The 16,802-nt window shown below is 68.9% G+C and carries 16 protein-coding genes; 8 read left to right on the forward strand and 8 right to left on the reverse strand.

All coding sequences use genetic code 11. The annotated features are described in order from the left end of the window. Positions 1-37: 37 nt before the first annotated feature. Positions 38-1,435, forward strand: coding sequence for an efflux transporter outer membrane subunit (locus tag J7500_RS09720; RefSeq protein ID WP_294061508.1), 1,398 nt, complete (start codon positions 38-40; stop codon positions 1,433-1,435). Between the two features lie 54 nt (positions 1,436-1,489). Here the strand turns inward: J7500_RS09720 and J7500_RS09725 are convergent, their stop codons facing one another. The 3 genes from J7500_RS09725 to J7500_RS09735 are packed head-to-tail and all read right to left on the reverse strand — an operon-like array spanning position 1,490 to position 4,765. Next, positions 1,490-3,304 (reverse strand): DUF885 family protein, encoded by a 1,815-nt coding sequence (locus J7500_RS09725; RefSeq protein ID WP_294061509.1) that lies wholly within the window; start codon positions 3,302-3,304, stop codon positions 1,490-1,492. Between the two features lie 17 nt (positions 3,305-3,321). Beyond that, positions 3,322-3,783 (reverse strand): NfeD family protein, encoded by a 462-nt coding sequence (locus J7500_RS09730; protein ID WP_294061510.1) that lies wholly within the window; start codon positions 3,781-3,783, stop codon positions 3,322-3,324. A gap of 4 nt (positions 3,784-3,787) precedes the next feature. Then, a complete protein-coding gene (locus tag J7500_RS09735) occupies positions 3,788-4,765 on the reverse strand; it encodes an SPFH domain-containing protein (RefSeq protein WP_294061511.1) in 978 nt (325 codons plus the stop codon). 51 nt (positions 4,766-4,816) lie between these two features. On the opposite strand from J7500_RS09735, the gene J7500_RS09740 reads away from it, so the two are divergent. The 5 genes from J7500_RS09740 (at position 4,817) to J7500_RS09760 (ending at position 9,390) form a co-directional block, all read left to right on the forward strand. Further along, complete coding sequence (locus J7500_RS09740; protein ID WP_294061512.1) at positions 4,817-5,632, forward strand: CoA ester lyase; 816 nt, start codon at positions 4,817-4,819, stop codon at positions 5,630-5,632. Positions 5,633-5,711: 79 nt separating this feature from the next. Continuing rightward, positions 5,712-6,119, forward strand: coding sequence for a hypothetical protein (locus J7500_RS09745; protein WP_294061513.1), 408 nt, complete (start codon positions 5,712-5,714; stop codon positions 6,117-6,119). 62 nt (positions 6,120-6,181) lie between these two features. After that, entirely contained in the window at positions 6,182-7,639 is a 1,458-nt protein-coding gene (gene guaB / locus J7500_RS09750; RefSeq protein WP_294061514.1) for an IMP dehydrogenase, read from the forward strand. A 27-nt stretch (positions 7,640-7,666) separates the two neighbouring features. After that, positions 7,667-8,854, forward strand: a complete 1,188-nt coding sequence (locus J7500_RS09755; RefSeq protein WP_294061515.1) for an RsmB/NOP family class I SAM-dependent RNA methyltransferase — start codon at positions 7,667-7,669, stop codon at positions 8,852-8,854. Positions 8,855-8,883: 29 nt separating this feature from the next. Continuing rightward, positions 8,884-9,390 carry a tetratricopeptide repeat protein gene (locus tag J7500_RS09760; RefSeq protein WP_294061516.1) on the forward strand — a complete coding sequence of 169 codons (507 nt, stop codon included), beginning with the start codon at positions 8,884-8,886 and terminating at the stop codon, positions 9,388-9,390. Positions 9,391-9,478: 88 nt separating this feature from the next. On the opposite strand, the gene rsmA is transcribed toward J7500_RS09760, so the two are convergent. From rsmA to J7500_RS09780, 4 genes are all read right to left on the reverse strand, one after another. Then, positions 9,479-10,294 carry a 16S rRNA (adenine(1518)-N(6)/adenine(1519)-N(6))-dimethyltransferase RsmA gene (rsmA, locus tag J7500_RS09765; protein WP_294061517.1) on the reverse strand — a complete coding sequence of 272 codons (816 nt, stop codon included), beginning with the start codon at positions 10,292-10,294 and terminating at the stop codon, positions 9,479-9,481. Further along, complete coding sequence (gene pdxA, locus J7500_RS09770) at positions 10,291-11,298, reverse strand: 4-hydroxythreonine-4-phosphate dehydrogenase PdxA (protein WP_294061518.1); 1,008 nt, start codon at positions 11,296-11,298, stop codon at positions 10,291-10,293. The genes rsmA and pdxA overlap by 4 nt, the downstream gene beginning before the upstream one ends. A gap of 16 nt (positions 11,299-11,314) precedes the next feature. After that, positions 11,315-12,667, reverse strand: coding sequence for a peptidylprolyl isomerase (locus J7500_RS09775; protein ID WP_294061519.1), 1,353 nt, complete (start codon positions 12,665-12,667; stop codon positions 11,315-11,317). A gap of 102 nt (positions 12,668-12,769) precedes the next feature. After that, positions 12,770-15,001: an LPS assembly protein LptD gene (locus J7500_RS09780; protein ID WP_294062151.1), complete on the reverse strand. Its 2,232-nt coding sequence runs from the start codon at positions 14,999-15,001 to the stop codon at positions 12,770-12,772. 232 nt (positions 15,002-15,233) lie between these two features. On the opposite strand from J7500_RS09780, the gene J7500_RS09785 reads away from it, so the two are divergent. Together J7500_RS09785 and ndk are read left to right on the forward strand one after the other, a co-directional pair. Beyond that, positions 15,234-15,674, forward strand: coding sequence for a DNA polymerase III subunit chi (locus J7500_RS09785; protein ID WP_294061520.1), 441 nt, complete (start codon positions 15,234-15,236; stop codon positions 15,672-15,674). A 93-nt stretch (positions 15,675-15,767) separates the two neighbouring features. Continuing rightward, positions 15,768-16,190, forward strand: coding sequence for a nucleoside-diphosphate kinase (gene ndk / locus J7500_RS09790; protein WP_294061521.1), 423 nt, complete (start codon positions 15,768-15,770; stop codon positions 16,188-16,190). On the opposite strand, the gene J7500_RS09795 is transcribed toward ndk, so the two are convergent. After that, positions 16,187-16,795, reverse strand: coding sequence for a hypothetical protein (locus J7500_RS09795; RefSeq protein ID WP_294061522.1), 609 nt, complete (start codon positions 16,793-16,795; stop codon positions 16,187-16,189). The two genes, ndk and J7500_RS09795, sit on opposite strands and share 4 nt — an antisense overlap. Positions 16,796-16,802 lie beyond the last annotated feature (7 nt).

A 16,802-nucleotide genomic window follows, 5' to 3' on the forward strand; every position in this document is an offset into this window, starting at 1 on the left:
CCCGCTTTCGCGGGGCGACGGGGAGGAGGAAATGGAAATGACCTATCGCAACATCCTGATAACCGCTTCCGCGCTTGCCCTTGCGGCGTGCGCGGCGGGGCCGGACTATGTCGCCCCTGCCAGACCCCAGGCGGCAGCCGGCCCCTTTCTCTCCACCAGCGCGGCCGTTACGCCCGAGCCGGTGCAGGGCGACTGGTGGCGCCTCTACGACGATCCCGTGCTCGACCGTCTCGTCGCCGACGCGCTCGCCGCCAACACCGACATCCGCGCCGCCACCGCGCGGATCGCCCGGGCCCGCGCGGCGCTGCGCGGCGCAGGGGCGGAGCGGCTGCCGCAGGCGCAGGTCTCGGCCGGTGCTAATTATGGCCGACTTCCCGAGGGGCAGCGCGCGCCCGGCGCCCCGCGCGAGGACTGGCAGATCGATGCCGGGCTCGACGTCTCCTATGAAGTCGATCTGTTCGGTCGGGTGAGCCGGGGCGTCGAGGCGGCACGCGCCGATGTGGGCGCGGCGCAGGCCGATGCCGATGCCGTCCGCGTCGTCGTCGCCGCGGAAACCGCGCGCGCCTATGCCGATGCCGTCTCGGCGGCCGAGCGGCTGGGCGTGGCCGAGCGGATCGTGCAGCTGCTCGACCAATCGCTCGACCTGACCGAGCGGCGCCGCGGCGTCGGTCTCGCGACGCGGCTCGACACCGCGCGGATCGCGGCGCTGCGCAACCAGCGCCAGGCCGAGGTGCCCGCGCTCGCCGCCGAACGCGACGCCGCGCTGTTCGCGCTCGCGACGCTCACCGGTCGCGCCCCGGCCGAGCTGCCGGCGGAGGTACGCACGCGCACCGCGACGCTGCGGCTCGACAAGCCGATCCCGGTCGGCGACGGCGCGGCCCTGCTTGCCCGACGGCCGGACGTGCGCGCGGCCGAGCGGCGGCTGGCGGCGCAGACCGCACGGATCGGCGTGGCGACGGCGGACCTGTATCCGCGGATCACGCTGGGCGGGTCGGTCGGCTCGACTGGCAACGACGTGGGCGATCTGTTCGGCGCGGGTCCGTTGCGGTGGCTGCTTGGGGGGCTGATAAACTGGGCCGTGAACCCCGAGCCTGCGCGTGCGCGCGTTCAGGCTGCCGAGGCGGATACCCAGGAAGCGCTCGCGACCTTCGACGGCACGGTGCTGCGCGCGCTGCAGGAGACCGAGACGGCGCTATCGGCCTATGCCCATGCGCTCGAGCGGCGCACGGCGCTGCAGGCGGCGCTCAACGAAGCCAAGGTGGCGGCCGACATCGCGCGGTCGCGGCAGCGGGAAGGGGACATCGACTCGCTCCAGCTGCTCGATGCGGAGCGCACCTTCGCCGATGCCCAGGCGGCGCTTGCGACGGCGGACGCGGATATCGCCGGGCGCCAGGTGGACCTGTTCCGCGCGCTCGGCGGAGGGTGGCAGGCTTGAGTAACTCCCCTCCCTGCGCAGGGAGGGGAGATCACAGGGAGGAAGCGAAGGGAGTCAGCCCTTCCGTTCGGCGATGTGGCGGTCGATCACGCTTCCGAGCACGGTCATCGGGACATTGCCGCCGAGTACCACCGCGTCGTTGAACGCGCGGAAATCGTAGCGCGGGCCCAGCGCCGCCCTGGCGCGGTCGCGCAGGCGGTTGATCTCGCTGTGGCCGACCTTGTAGCCGCACGCCTGGCCCGGCCAGGAGCAATAGCGATCGACTTCGCCCGAGACTTCCTCGACCGAGGAGCCGTTGGCGTTCACGAACCAGTCGATCGCCTGCTGGCGCGTCCAGCGCTTGGCGTGGAGGCCGGTGTCGACGACCAGCCGGCACGCGCGGAAGCCCAGCGACTGGAGATAGCCCAGCTTCTCGGCCGGATTGTCGGCATAGACGCCCAGCTCATCGGCGAGCTGCTCGGCATAGAGCGCCCAGCCTTCCGAATAGGCATTGAACGACAGCACCGAGCGGATCAGCGGCAGCTTGTTGGCATATTCGCCCTGCCAGACATGGCCGGGGATCGCCTCGTGATAGGCGAGATCGGGCAGGCTGAAGCGCGTGTGCAGCTCGGTGGTGCGCAGGTTGATCCAGAACTTGCCCGGGATCGTGCCGTCGATCGAGCCGGCGCCACCATAGGCGCCGGGCGCGCCGGGCTCTTCCTCGGGCGGCAGGCGGCGGACCTCGACATTGCCCTTGACCAGCGTGTGGAACGCCTGGGGCATGCGGTTGCGGATGTCGGTGATGCGTTCATTGAGGAACTTGAGGATCTCGGCGCGGCCCGGATCGCCCTCGGCGAAGGCGAAACGCGGGTCCTTGGCGAGTGCGGCCATGCGCGCGCCGACGCTGCCCTGGCTGTACCCCTCCTTCTTCAGGATCGAGTCCATCTCGGCTTGAATCGCGGCGAGCTGGTCGAGGCCCATCTTGTGGACTTCGTCGGGAGTCATCCGGGTGGTGGTGCCGGCGCTGAGCGCCCAGGCGTAATAGGCATCGCCGTCCCTGAACTTCCACACGCCGGCGTCGCTCGTCGCGCGGGCGCGGTGGCGCTCGAGTTCGGCGATCTGGCGGTCGAGCGCGGGGGCGATCTTATCGTTGGCGAGCAGCCAGGCGCGCTCGCCATAATCGCCGTCCATCCCCGCGGTACGGTTGGCGAGCGACGTGACGAGGCCCCAGCCGGCGGTGTTGCCGCTGCGCGCGAGACGGATCTGCTTGAGCGCCTTGTCGAGCAGGAAGTCGGGCGCGATCACGCCCTGGCCCGCGGCGATCTTGAGCCGCTCGGTCTCACCGTCGAGCGCCTCGGCATAGGATTCGAGCCGGTCGAGATAGGCCTCGGCGTCGTCCTGGGTCTTCACCTGGTGATCGGTGTCGAGCATCCGCGGCACGTCGAGGAAGGCGCCGACGTTCTGCACCACGACATAGGGGGAGTTGCGCCAGTTGCCGGTGGCGACGTCGCCATAGGGGAAGGCGAAGCCCTGGAGGGCGTTGCCGTAGCTCGCCTGCACGACCTCGACATTGGTGCGCATCACGGGGCTCAGCGCATTGAGGTCGAGCTTGGCGACGTCGGCGAGGGCTTGGCGGAGGTGGGCCGCGATCTTCGCCTGGCCGGCGGGCGTGGCGTCCTTGAGGCGGTGTTTGAGCGGCGCGCGCTGGTCCTTGTCGATGCCGAGGGCCGTGGCGCTTTCGGGATAGTCCGCGAGATAGGTCTCGGCGATCCGGTCGAGCAGCACCGCAGCGTGCGAATCACCGCTCTGGGCGAACGCGCGGGTCGGCCCGAGCACGGAGGCGGCAAGGGCGGTGCTGCCGAGCAGGAACTGGCGGCGGTCGGTACGCATGGGGAACTCCGAAGGGATCAATTCTGGGTGGGGAGCGCGGGCAGGGGCTCGACGTCGAGCGCGCCGGCGCTGCCGCCGGTGATGCGGACGCGCGCGCCGACGGGCTGGTCGGGGCCGCGCGCGGGCCATTCGCCGTCACCGACGCGCACCCGGCCGCGGCCGCCCTCGATCGCCTCGACCACGGTCACCGTCTCGCCCACCAGCCGCGCGACGCGGTCGTTGAGCAGCGGATCGCTCGTCGCGACGGGGAAGTCGCGGTACCAGCGCTTGCCGATCAGCACCGCGGCGAGCGACCAGGCCGCGAAGCCGATCAGCTGGCCACCGACCGAAAGCTCGGGGAAGAGCAGGGCGATGGCGCCGGTGATCGCCGCGGCGACCGCGAAGAACACCAGATAGACACCCGGCACGAGCAACTCGGTGATCGCGAGCAGCACGCCCGCGATCAGCCAGAGCACGCCCGAATTGTCGAGCCAGTCCATCGCCTCAGCCCTGCTGCTCGAACGGCCCGACGCGGCGCTGCGGCGGGGTGGCAGTCGGCTCGGCCGTCCCCTTGCCCAGCGCTTCCTTGGCGAGCTCGCCGATCCCGCCCAGCGTGCCGATCAGCTGGGTCGCCTCGACCGGGAAGAGGATCGTCTTGGCATTGGGCGAAGTCGCGAACTTGCCGACGGCCTCGACGTACTTCTGGGCGATGAAATAGTTGAGCGACTGGGTGCCGCCCTGCTCGATCGCCTCCGACACCACCTGCGTCGCCTTGGCCTCGGCCTCGGCCTGGCGTTCGCGGGCCTCGGCGTCGCGGAAGGCGGATTCCTTGCGGCCCTCGGCCTCGAGGATGCGCGCCTGCTTCTGGCCCTCGGCGCGCAGGATCTCGGAGGCGCGGGTGCCCTCGGCCTCGAGGATGTTAGCGCGCTTCTCGCGCTCGGCCTTCATCTGGCGGCCCATCGCATTGACGATGTCGGCGGGCGGGCGGATGTCCTTGATCTCGACGCGCGTGATCTTGACGCCCCAGGGCGTGGTCGCGTGATCGACCACCGAGAGCAGCCGCGCGTTGATCTCGTCGCGCTTCGACAGCGTCTCGTCGAGGTCCATCGAGCCCATCACCGTGCGCAGGTTGGTCGTGGTGAGCTGGAGCAGCGCGACATAGAGGTCGCTGACCTCATAAGCCGCCTTGGCCGCGTCGAGCACCTGGAAGAAGACCACGCCATCGGTCGAGATCATGGCGTTGTCCTTGGTGATGATCTCCTGCCCCGGGATATCGATCACCTGCTCCATCATGTTCACCTTGCGTCCCACCCGGTAGAAGAAGGCGGGGTAGAAGTTGAAGCCCGGCGCGGCGACGGTGGTGAAGCGGCCGAAATGCTCGATCGTGTACTGATAGCCCTGGGTGACGATCTTCACGCTCGACACGATGTAGAGAAACACCAGCACTGCCAGCACGACCAGAAATGCGGAAACCACGTCCATTCCCCGACTCCCCCTCGTAAATTCTGTATCTTGCTAGCATAGAGTGGGGTCATGACCACAGCCCGCTTGGCGCCCCGGACCGCATTGTTCCTGCCCGCTTCCAATCCGCGCGCGATCGCCAAGGCGCGCACGCTCGACGCCGACATGGTGATCCTCGACCTGGAGGACGCCGTGCGCGACGACGCCAAAGCCGGGGCGCGGGAAGCGGCAGTCGCGGCGGCCGGAGAGGGCTTCGGCCACCGGCTCTGCGCGATCCGCGTCAACGGGATCGAGAGCCCCGAACATGCGGCCGACCTCGATGCGGTTTCCAGCTCGACCTGCGACTTCGTGGTGCTGCCCAAGGCGGAAACCGCTGCTGATGCCGCGGCGGTCGCGGAGGCAGCGGGCAAACCTCTGCTCGCGATGATCGAGACTCCGCTAGGAGTGCTCGCCGCCGCAGACATCGCCGCGGTGCCGGGTGTCTCGGGGCTGATCGCGGGGGTGAACGACTTGCGCGCCTGCCTGGGCATTCCCGCCGGTGCGTCGCGCGAAGGGCTTTCGCTCTCGCTCCAGACCATCGTGCTCGCCGCGCGTGCGAGCCAGGTCTGGGCGATCGACGGCGTGTTCAACGCGCTCGACGATGCCGACGGTCTCGCCGCCGAATGTCGCCACGGCCGCGCCCTCGGCTTCGACGGCAAGTCGCTGATCCATCCGGGCCAGGTCGAGATCGCCGCGCGCGCGTTCGGTCCGAGCGAAGCCGAAGTCGCGGATGCCCGAGCGCTGATCGACGCCGCTACGGGCGGCGCCGAGCGCTTCCGCGGGCGGATGATCGAGGCGATGCACGTCGCGCAGGCACGCGCGCTGCTGGAGCGCGTGGCACTCGGCTAGGGAAAATTCCTGCAGTGTGTCAGGTGCTTGCCGAAGTTACTTCTCATTGCAGCCGCGTATGGATGCGCGGAGGGGGACCATGGCAGACCTGCGCGAACATCACCGGCGGATCCTGGAGCTGCTCGACGAACTCGAAGCGCTGACCGCGCAGTCGACACCCGATGAATCCGCGCTCGCCGCTCTCCGCTACAAGCTCAGCCGCGCGAGCGGCGCGCGCCGCAAGCTGATCGAGACGCTCTGCGCGTGCTTCGAGTCCGAACTGCCCGCCGCCTCTGTCCAACCCGTCCGCGCGTTGCGCGCAAGCGTCGGCCGGGTGATGACTCATTCGGCCGAGCATGTCGGCAGCTGGGGCATGCACGACATCGTGCGGGACTGGTCGGGCTATTGCCACGCCTCGTTCAACATGCGCCGTGCGATGCGCGAGCAGATCAATCGCGAACGAATGGTGCTGTACCCGCTGATCGACGCAGTGGACGCCACCCCCTAGCGCATTCCCACCCTCGCGGTTACATGGGCCGCCAACCTCCGACTCAGGACTTGGCGCATCCCATGGAAATCCCCCTCGGTCTCACCTTCGACGACGTCCTCCTCTATCCGGGCGAGTCCGAGGTGCTGCCCAGCATGGCGGACACCCGCACCTTCGTGACCAAGAGCCTTGCGCTCAACATCCCGATCCTCTCCTCGGCGATGGACACGGTGACCGAAGCCGACATGGCGATCGTGATGGCGCAACTGGGCGGCATCGGCGTGCTCCACCGCAATCTCGACATCGAGCAGCAGGTCGAGGCGGTGCGCCAGGTCAAGCGCTTCGAGAGCGGCATGGTGGTCAATCCGATCACCATGACTCCCGACGGCACGCTCGCCACCGCGCAGGAGCTGATGGCGGTGCATCGGATCAGCGGCATCCCGATCGTGGAGGAGAACGGCAGGCTCGTCGGCATCCTGACGCACCGCGACGTCCGCTTCGCGGGCAACCCGAACCAGCCGGTTTCCGAGCTAATGACCCACCAGAATCTCGCCACCGTCAAGGTCGGCGTGAGCTCGGAGGAAGCGCGCCGCCTGCTCCATCAGCGCCGCATCGAGAAGCTGCTGGTCGTCGACGACGATTATCGCTGCGTCGGCCTGATCACGGTCAAGGACATCGAAAAGGCTGTCACCTACCCGAACGCCACCAAGGACGCCGCGGGCCGCCTGTGCGTCGCCGCCGCGACCACCGTGGGCGACAAGGGTTTCGCGCGCACCGAGGCGCTGGTCGATGCCGAAGTCGACGTAGTGGTGATCGATACCGCGCATGGCCACAACAAGGACGTCGGCCGCGCGGTCGAGCGCGTGAAGAAGCTTTCCAACCATGTCCAGGTGATCGCCGGCAACATCGCCACCGCCGAAGCGGCGCGTGCGCTGATCGATGCGGGCGCGGACGGGCTCAAGGTCGGCATCGGCCCGGGCTCGATCTGCACGACGCGTGTCGTCGCGGGTGTCGGCGTGCCGCAGCTGACCGCGATCATGGAGGCGGCGAACGAGGCTGCCAAGTCGGGCGTTCCGGTCATCGCCGACGGCGGCCTGCGCACGTCGGGTGACCTCGCCAAGGCGCTGGCGGCCGGCGCAGCGACCTGCATGGTCGGATCGCTGCTCGCGGGCACCGAGGAAGCTCCGGGCGAGACTTTCCTCTACCAGGGCCGCGCCTACAAATCGTACCGCGGCATGGGCTCGGTCGGGGCGATGGCGCGTGGCTCGGCCGACCGCTATTTCCAGCAGGACATCAAGGACCAGCTCAAGCTCGTCCCCGAAGGGATCGAGGGCCAGGTGCCGTTCAAGGGCCCTGCCCGGGACGTGATCCACCAGCTCGTCGGCGGCATCAAGGCGGCGATGGGCTATGTCGGAGCGCCGACGATCCCCGAATTCCAGAAGAAGGCCCGTTTCGTGCGGATCACCGGCGCGGGCCTGCGCGAGAGCCATGTCCATGACGTGACGATCACGCGCGAGGCGCCCAACTATCCGACGCGCTGAGCCCGATCGGTTGAAGGGGCGGCACGCATGACCCCGGCCGCGCGTACCCAGGCTGCGATCGACCTGCTCGACCGCATCATCGCTGCGGCGCGCGAGCAAGGCGCGGCGGCGGACACGCTGATCGCGCGCTGGTTCGCCGAACGTCGCTATGCGGGATCGAAGGATCGCCGCGCGATCCGCGAGCTGATCTACGAGGCGATCCGGTTATGTGGGGAGCGCCCAGAGAGCGGGCGTGCCGCGCTGCTCGCGCTGGTCGAGCGTCGGCCCGAGCTGGGGGACGCCTTCGACGGCTCGCCTTACGGCCCCGCGCCGATCGCGTCCGGCGAGCCGATCGCCGAGGCGGGAACGGCGCCGGCCTGGCTCCGTGCCGCGCTCGAGGCCTCCGGGCTCGGGTCCGACGAGCAATCCGCGCTGCTCGAGCGCGCGCCGCTCGACGTTCGCATCAATCGCCTAAAGGCTGATCCAGCGCCGATCGCCGCGGGCATTCCGGGCGCCGTCCCGCTGCCCTGCATTCCCGACGGCCTGCGGCTTCCCTCCGACACGCCGGTCGAGCAGCTCCCTGCCTTTCGCGAAGGCAAGCTCGAGGTGCAGGACGCCGGCAGCCAGGCCGTCACGCTTGCCGCAGGCGCGAGGCGGGGGATGCGGGTCATCGATCTCTGCGCGGGCGCGGGGGGCAAGACGCTCGCGCTCGCAGCGGCGATGGACAATGCCGGCGAGCTCCTGGCCTGCGACGTCGATCGCCCGCGGCTCTCGCGCCTCGCCCCGCGCGCCGAGCGGGCAGGAGTGACGATCGTGGAGACACGGCTGCTCGATCCCGGCCGCGAAGCCACAATGCTCGCGGACCAGCAGGACAGGGCGGACGTGGTGCTGGTCGACGCGCCTTGCTCGGGCACCGGCACCTGGCGCCGCAATCCCGAGGCGCGCTGGCGGCTGACGCCCGAACGGCTCGGGCGCTATGTCGCGACCCAGGTCGGGTTGCTCGACATTGCCGCGGCGCTGGTGCGCCCGGGCGGGACGCTGATCCATATCGTCTGCTCGGTGCTCGATGCCGAAGGCGCGGGGCAGGCGCAGGCCTTTCTCGATCGCCATCCGGGCTGGCAGGCCGAGCCGCTGTCGCTCGGGCTCGGCACGCCGCGCGGTCCGGGAGTGCGGCTCACCCCGCTAAACGATTCGACCGACGGCTTTTTTGTCGCGAAGATGGTGCGGCCATGCTAGCTGCGCGAACCTCAATGTCGGAGATTTTGATGCGGATCACTGCGATCTCGGCTGCTGCGGCGCTGATGCTGCTGACGGTTTCCACGTCGCTGACGGCCCAGCGCCCCGACAATCAGATCGATCCCAAGTCGCTCGCGCTGCTCCAGGAGGGCCGGGCCGCGCTTGCCGCCGGAAACCTCGACGCTGCCGAGGACGCGATCGAGAGCGCGCTCGCCGTCGATCCGCGCAATCGCCAGGCGTTCGTCGTGCTCGGCGACGTCGCGCGCAACCGCGGGCTGCCGGGCAAGGCCGTGCGCCTCTACCGCGAGGCACTGGCGCTCGAGCCCAACGACCTCACCGCGCTGCACGGCGAGGGCGAGGCGCTGGTCGCCAAGGGCGCGGTCGAGAAGGCCAAGGAAGTGCTCGCCAAGGTCCGCACCATCTGCGGCGCGCAATGTGGCGAAGCCAATGCGCTCGCTGCGTCGATCGCCAAGGGGCCGCCGGCCACCGCTACCGCGCAGGCCGAGCCCGCTACTCCGGCGCCTGCCAAGCCCTGACGGGCTTAAAGGCCGGAGCCTGGTTTGCTTGGCTTCTGAAACGAGTCGAAAGCCGGGCTCCGGCCTTCGCCGGGGTACGATTTGGCGCTTAGCCCAGCGCCCTCGCCAAGGCGACGAATTCGGCGACGGTGACCGTCTCGGCACGCCGGCTCGAATCGATGCCCAGCGTCTCCATCGCCTCGATCGCGCCAGGGATGGGCTTGAGGCTCTGGCGGAGCATCTTCCGGCGCTGGCCGAACGCGGCCGCTGTGAGCTTCTCCAGCGTGGCGAGCTTGACGCCCTCGGGAGCCTCGGCGGGCACGATGTGCACCACGGCCGACATCACCTTGGGCGGTGGCGTGAAGGCCGAGCGGTGCACCGGCATGGCGATGCGCGGAGTCGAGCGCCACTGCGCCAGCACCGCCAGCCGGCCATAGGCGTCGCTGCCGGCCGTCGCGACGATCCGCTCCGCGACTTCCTTCTGGAACATCAGGGTCAGGCTCTGCCACCACGGCGCCCATTCGGCCGAGAGCCAGCCGATGAGTAGCGCGGTGCCGACGTTGTACGGCAGGTTGGCGACGACGTGCGGCTTGCCGGCGAACAGCGCAGGCGCATCGACTTCGAGCGCGTCGCCTTCGATGACGCGCAGCTTGCCGGCGAAATGCTCGCCAAGCTCCTCCAGCGCGGGGATGCAGCGCCGGTCGCGCTCGACGGCGGTAACGCGGGCTCCGGCTTCGAGGAGCGCTCGGGTCAACCCCCCCGGACCGGGGCCGACTTCGAACACCTCGGCGCCGACGAGCTCGCCGGGGACGCGGGCGATGCGCGCGAGGAGCTGCTGGTCGAACAGGAAATTCTGCCCGAGCGCCTTGCTCGCGCTGAGACCATATTTCTTGATGACGTCGCGGAGTGGCGGAAGCTGACTCACGGTGCTCCCGCGGCGGCGAGCGCTGCGCGCCGCTCGGCCTGCATGGCCGCCATCCGGATCGCGGCGATCATCGCCCCGGGATTGGCCTCGTCGCGCCCGGCGATGCCGAAAGCGGTGCCGTGGTCGGGCGAGGTGCGGACGATCGGCAGGCCGAGCGTGGTATTCACGCCGTCGTCGAAATGGAGCGTTTTGATCGGGATCAGCGCCTGATCATGATAGAGGCAGAGCGCCGCATCATAGCCGGCGCGGGCGCGGGCGTGGAACATGGTGTCGGCGGAGAAGGGGCCGGTCGCGTCGATGCCCTCTTCGCGCAGCTGGGCGATCGCGGGGGTGAGGATGTCGATCTCCTCGCGGCCGATCGCTCCGCCTTCGCCGGCGTGGGGGTTGAGCCCGGCAAAGGCGAGCCGCGGCTTCTCGATCCCGAAGTTGCGCAACAGCCCGCGCGCAGTGACGCGCGCCTTGGCGACGATCAGCTCCTGCGAGATGAGATGCGGCACCTCGGCGAGCGCGACATGGACCGTGATCGGCACCACGCGCAGCGTCGGGCCGGCGAGCATCATCACGGTGTTCTCGTCGGCTACGCCGCAGCGCTCGGCGACGAACTCGGTCTGCCCGGGGTGGGGGAAGCCAATGTGATAGAGTTGCGCCTTGGACACCGGGCCGGTGACGAGCGCGTCTGCGGCGCCCGAACGGACCAGGCCGACGGCGACCTCAAGCGACTGGAGCGCGGCGCGTGCGCTGTCGAGGTCGGGCGTGCCGGGCATGACCTCGCCCATGTCGCCGAGCGAAAGGATCGGGAGCGCGTCGGGGAAGACGCGCGCGGCCTCGGACGGATCGTCGATCCGCGCCACCGGGCCGCTCCAGGCCTTTTCGACCGCACGCGGATCGCCCACGGCGAAGAAGGTCGGGAGCGAATGGAGCTCGCGCGCCTTCCAGGCCTTGGCGGTGATCTCGGGGCCGATCCCGGCCGAGTCACCCATTGCGATGGCCAGCGGCCGGATCATCGGCCCGGCCGACACGTCAGCGATATTCGACCAGCGCGTCGCGGCGCAGGTCGCGCAGCATGCGCTGGGCGCGCAGGTTGACACGCTCGTCCTCGATCTGCCCCTGGACCTGCTCGACGGTGGGCAGGTTGGGCGGGGGCGGATCGTCGCGGCCGCACAGCACGAGCACGCGGACGCCGTCCTCGACCGAGCCGAAGGGCTGGGTCGCCTGGCCGACCTGCAGATCGAGGAGCATGTTCTGGAGCGCCGGCGGCAGGTCGCGCACCTTGATGGAATCGCGGTCGACCACTTCGGCGTTCTGCGCCGTCGCGACCTTGGCCACGTCGCCGCAGCCGCGAATCGCCCGCGTCGCTTCGGCGAACTGGCTGGCGCGAGCGGTCGCCTGCTCCTTGGTGGTGCCGGCGGCGAAGTTGATCGAGAGCTGGCGCAGGTTGAGTTTGGCGTCGTGCTGGTCGGGCTCGAGCACCTTGCGCTTCTCGGCGACGTAGAGGATCGAGAAGCCGGTCGGCAGCTCGATCGGGCCGGCGATCTGGCCAGGCTGCATTTCCTGCGCCGCCTGGGCGAGTGCCTCGGGGAGGATGCCCGGGCGGACCCAGCCGAGATCGCCGCCCTGCGACTTGGTCGAGCTCTCCGAATAGGTGCGCGCGATATAGTCGAAGGGCGCGCCCTCGCGCATCTGCTGGATCATCTTGGTCATCGCAGCGCGAACCTCGGCGGCGCGATCCGGCGTGGCGTTCAGATAGATTTCGTAGACGTGGAACTCCTCGCCGCCCTTCTGCTGCTTGAGGCGCTCGATGACGGCGTTCGCCTCGGCCTCACCCACGTTGATGTTGACGCGGCGGCGGAGCAGGCGGCTCCAGGCGATCTCGGCCTCGATCTGGCGGCGCACGGTGCGCTCCGACGAGCCCGACTGCTTGAGCCAGGTGCGGAACTGGTCGGGCGTCTGCTGGAAGTTGCGCGCGACGCGGGCAAAGCTCGTCTCGATCTCGCGCGGCTCGACGGTGATCTCGTTGGCCTTGGCCTCCTGGATCTGCAGCGTCTCGTCGATCAGCTGGCGCAGCACGGTGAGGCGCAGCTGGTCATGCTCCTCAGGCTTGAGCTTGAGCTTGTTGATCGCGACGATCATGCCCACGCGCTGATCGACGTCGGTGCCGGTGATGACCGTGTCGTTGACGATCGCGGTCGGCTTGCGGATGTTGGGATCGGCCTTGCCGAAGATCTGGAGATTGGCCGGCAGGTCGAGTCCCGCCTCGGGCACCTGCTGGTCCTGCACCGTCTGCGACACAGCGACCGTGGCGATTCCGCCGAGCGCCGCCGCCAAAATCGCCTTGCGGCCGATGCGGACCGCCTTTGCAACACCGATGTTCACGTGAACCCGTACCCTCATCCTGCCGGAAGATAGAGGCGCCTAATCGCCAATTGTGCCTGAACCAAGGCTTAGCGATCCCCAGCGCCCCTCCTGACGCAAGGGTTAGCGTCCAAGGTTCTTGAACGCCAGCGACAAAAGGAAGCTGTTGCCGCGCACCGCGTCGCCGGTCGTCTCATAATCGCGCTTCCAGGTGAGGCCGAGCCGCAGGCAGTCATCCTCGTAGGCGACGCCGAGGCGGTGGCGCACGGGCTGGAACCCATCGGCCTGCGAGGTCACGTCCTCTTCCTGATCGGTGAGATCGACCAGGATTGAGCCCGAAACCGACCAGAAGCGCGCCACTTGCACGCGTGCGCCGAGCCGCGCTTCCTCGCGATCCTGCAGATCCTCGAGTGCCGGGCCGATGTTGCGGTTGAGCCGCAGATAGCCGAGCTGGACATAGGTGCTGCGCGAGCCGACCGTGGCATCGATCTCGTTGCGGCGGATCGCGAGGTTGTCCTTGTCGAGGCGATAGCGGTGCGTGAAGCTGATGAAGTCGCGGAAACGGACCACGGTGCGCCCGACGATGTCCGACACGCGATCGGTGAGCCCGGTGCCGTCGGGGAAGATCGTGGGGCGTGAGGAGAGGCGGTAGCTCTGGCCGACATTCGCGTCGATGCTCAGCCCCGGCAGATAGAGCGCATAGTCGACGCCCCAGGTGAAGCGGGTCGAATCCTCGAACCGGTCGTATCCGGGGAAGCGGTTGAGCGCGAAGAGATTCGAATCCTCAAGGTCGACCGCGCGCGCGTCCTCGTTCGGGACGTCGAGATTCTCGATCTTGGGCGCCGCGACCACCTGCACGCGCGGCGTGATCCGCTGGGTGCCGCCGAACAGTTCGCCGACGAAGGGCCATTTGACGTCGAGCGCCAAGGCGCCCACGCCGCGGAATTGGAACCCTTCGAGCCCGCGATAGCTGGCCACGTCGGTCTCCAGCGTGTCGTGCGTGTTGTAGGCGTCGGCGCGGGCATAGGCGGTCAGCGTGACTTCCTGCCCCCAGGCAGTCAGCCGGCGCAGATCCCAGCGTGCGCTGGCGAAGGCGCGCTGCGAATCCTGCCCGTCGGCGCGCCCGATTGCGAGCGTGTTCACCTGCAGCTCGACTCGCCCGCCAATCAGCCCGTCGTCGAGGCGCCGGCGATAGTCGAGCTCGGGAAGTGCGATCGGCTGCATCCCCTGGCGCTCGCCGACGCGCAGCGTCTGCACCGCCCAGGCATTGATCGAGAAATAGCTGTCCTGGTCGATCCGCTCGACGCGCAAATTGTTGCGCAGCCGGTCGTCGCGCGAAATGTCGTAGCGGCGCAGGAAGGTGCGGTCGGTGGTCAGCCGCAGCGAGGCGCTGGCGCTCCAGTTTGGGTCGAGCTGGAAATTGCCGACCGCGTCCAGATAGCCACGAAAGTCGTTGCGCGAGGTAGCTGGCGTGATCGGAACGGTCAGGTCGTCGGCGCGGCGGCTGTAGGTGCCATAGCCGGTTACACGATAGGCGCCCTTGCTGGTTAGTGCGCGATACTCGGCCTGGAGCATCGGCAGCGTGTCGGTGAACACGCGCGGCGTGACGGTCAGGTCGCGGTTGGGCGCCAGGCTGAAGAAATAGGGCAGCGCAATCTGGAAGCCGTTGGTGCGGCTGTAGCGGAGATCGGGCGTCAGGAAGCCGTCATCGCTTCTGCCGCCCACTGGATGCGAGAAGACGGGAAGCGGGATCGTCGCGAAGCCGAACACCGAGACACGCGCGCCGGTATAGCGGATGCGCTTCTTGTTAGGATCATAGACCACTCGGTCGGCGGTGATCTTCCACGAAGGCTCCTTGGGGCACCCTTCCGAATCGGTAACCGCGCATGGGGTGTAGGCCGCGTTCTCGACGGTGATGATGCCGTTGTCGCGCCGCCCGCGCTGCGCGGCCAGGCGGCCGCCCGCGTCGAGTACGACGAGCATGTTCTCAACCACGCCGTCGCGCAGCGTGTCAGTCAGCTCGATGCGGTCGCCGTACGCCGCGTCTCCTTCGGGGTTGGTGACGACGATATTGCCCTCGGCCACCACTTGGCCGGTCTTACGGTTCCACACCACGCGGTCCGCGCGCAGCCGGTCGCTGCGCCGGTAGAGGCGCACGTCGCCGCTAGCAGTGACTACGTCCTGCTCATAATCGTAGATCAGCTGGTCGGAGGTGAACTGGATCTCGTCGGGGTTCTCGGGAACCGACACGGGCGAGGGAGGGGGAAGGGCGACGCCGCGGTCCTGGAGGTCCGGGCCCTGAGCGGGTGCGGTGGACGGTACCTGCGCGGGGGGAGCGGGGGGTGTCTGCGGCAAGTCCGGCTGGCGCGTCGGCGCCTCGCGCGGGTCCGCCGTCTCCTGCGCCCGCGCCTGCGCGGCAAGGCACAGTCCCACCGCGGCCGACACGAGCAGAGCCTTGCGCGTCACTCCGATTCCCACCTTTTTTCTTTCACTCCCAGGCACGCGGCGTTCCCGCACTATCGCAGCGGTTGCGGCACCGCAACGTCACGTGCGTTGGCCCGAACGCTTGGCGACGCTATCAGGAGCCATGCAGGTCGATTTCTATCATCTCACGCGCCAGCCGCTCGAACGCGTGCTGCCGCGCATTGCCGAGCGGGTGCTGGAGCAGGGCGAACGGCTGCTCGTGGTCGCCGCCGACGAGGGGCGCCGCGCTGCGCTCGACCAGATGCTGTGGAGCTATGCGCCCGAGAGCTTCCTGCCGCATGCCCAGGCCGGCGGCGGCTTCGATGCCGAGCAGCCGGTGCTGATCTCCGCCGAGCTTGCCGCGCCCAATGACGCGCGCAACGTGGCGCTGGCCGACGGGGCCTGGCGTGACGAGGCGCTGGGCTTCGAACGCGTCTTCCATTTTTTCGACGCGGAGCGGATCACCGAGGCGCGCGCCGCGTGGAAGGGGCTCGCGGGCCGCGAGGGCATCGAGCGCCGCTATTGGAAGCAGAATGAGTCCGGACGCTGGGAACAGGCCGCCTGACCCGAAACAGGCTGCATGTCCTTGCATTGAAGGGACGGCCCGACTAGGGAGCCGCCACCTCTCCACCACCAATAAAACAGGAGCCGCACGGCCATGGCCGCGACCCGGACCTTTTCGATCATCAAGCCCGATGCCACCCGTCGCAACCTGACCGGTGCGGTCACCAAGATGCTAGAGGAGGCCGGCCTGCGCGTCGTCGCTTCCAAGCGCATCCAGATGACCCGCGAGCAGGCCGAAGGCTTCTACGCGGTGCACAAAGAGCGCCCCTTCTTCAACGACCTCGTCGAGTTCATGATCTCGGGCCCGGTCGTCGTGCAGGTGCTCGAGGGCGAGAACGCCGTGCAGCGCAATCGCGACATCATGGGCGCGACCAACCCGGCGAACGCCGACGCGGGCACGATCCGCAAGGAACTGGCCGAGTCGATCGAAGCCAATTCGGTCCACGGTTCGGACTCGGAAGAGAATGCGGCGATCGAGATCGCGTTCTTCTTCAAGCCCGAAGAGATCGTCGGCTAACGCGCCTTCAATCGGGCGAATTCCTGCGACCAGAGCGCGTCGATGCGCGCCTGGTCGCCTCCGCGCTCGCGGATCCGGGCGGCTTCGATTCGAAGCGTCCGGCCTGCGAGCAGGCGCCCGCTGGTGCGCCATACCAGCTCCACGATCGCGCGATCGCGCTTGGTGGAATCGCCTGCGCGATAGGTGACCGTCACCAGCGCGGGCAATCGACCTTCCCGCACATCCGGCCCGCCATCGGTGGCGCCGAGTACTTGCGAGGCGAACCAGCCGCCCTCGATGCGAGGCAGCACCGGGTTTTGCGTCCCGATCCGTAGCGGCGCGGGGAAGGCCACGGTGGTTTCCAATATCTCGTGCGCCGGGTCTTCGAGCGCGACCTGATGCCCCTCCTCGATCACGCTCGCGCGCAGCTCGAGCCGTCCTTGGGTCGCCACCGCCCTGGCATCGGCTTCGGTCTTTTCCAGACGTTCGCTGCGCTGATCGGACCAGTTGTTCCACAGCGTCAGCGCGGCGATGATCACGCCGGCCACCGCGACGAGTTCGCCGATCGTCAGCCAGCGCCGCCGGATCGCGCGTGCCTCGGCCATTTCCGCTGGTGTCTCGTTCATCGCCGAT

Source organism: Sphingomonas sp. (assembly GCF_017744835.1).
GTDB lineage: Bacteria > Pseudomonadota > Alphaproteobacteria > Sphingomonadales > Sphingomonadaceae > Sphingomonas.

Coding starts and splice junctions, on each gene's coding strand:
- J7500_RS09795 (WP_294061522.1), bottom strand. CDS start 16,795: ATGAACGAGACACCAGCGGAAATGGCCGAGGCACGCGCGATCCGGCGG.
- J7500_RS09760 (WP_294061516.1), top strand. CDS start 8,884: ATGCGGATCACTGCGATCTCGGCTGCTGCGGCGCTGATGCTGCTGACG.
- ndk (WP_294061521.1), top strand. CDS start 15,768: ATGGCCGCGACCCGGACCTTTTCGATCATCAAGCCCGATGCCACCCGT.
- J7500_RS09725 (WP_294061509.1), bottom strand. CDS start 3,304: ATGCGTACCGACCGCCGCCAGTTCCTGCTCGGCAGCACCGCCCTTGCC.
- J7500_RS09745 (WP_294061513.1), top strand. CDS start 5,712: ATGGCAGACCTGCGCGAACATCACCGGCGGATCCTGGAGCTGCTCGAC.
- J7500_RS09740 (WP_294061512.1), top strand. CDS start 4,817: ATGACCACAGCCCGCTTGGCGCCCCGGACCGCATTGTTCCTGCCCGCT.
- guaB (WP_294061514.1), top strand. CDS start 6,182: ATGGAAATCCCCCTCGGTCTCACCTTCGACGACGTCCTCCTCTATCCG.
- pdxA (WP_294061518.1), bottom strand. CDS start 11,298: ATGATCCGGCCGCTGGCCATCGCAATGGGTGACTCGGCCGGGATCGGC.
- J7500_RS09730 (WP_294061510.1), bottom strand. CDS start 3,783: ATGGACTGGCTCGACAATTCGGGCGTGCTCTGGCTGATCGCGGGCGTG.
- J7500_RS09720 (WP_294061508.1), top strand. CDS start 38: ATGACCTATCGCAACATCCTGATAACCGCTTCCGCGCTTGCCCTTGCG.
- J7500_RS09785 (WP_294061520.1), top strand. CDS start 15,234: ATGCAGGTCGATTTCTATCATCTCACGCGCCAGCCGCTCGAACGCGTG.
- J7500_RS09755 (WP_294061515.1), top strand. CDS start 7,667: ATGACCCCGGCCGCGCGTACCCAGGCTGCGATCGACCTGCTCGACCGC.
- J7500_RS09735 (WP_294061511.1), bottom strand. CDS start 4,765: ATGGACGTGGTTTCCGCATTTCTGGTCGTGCTGGCAGTGCTGGTGTTT.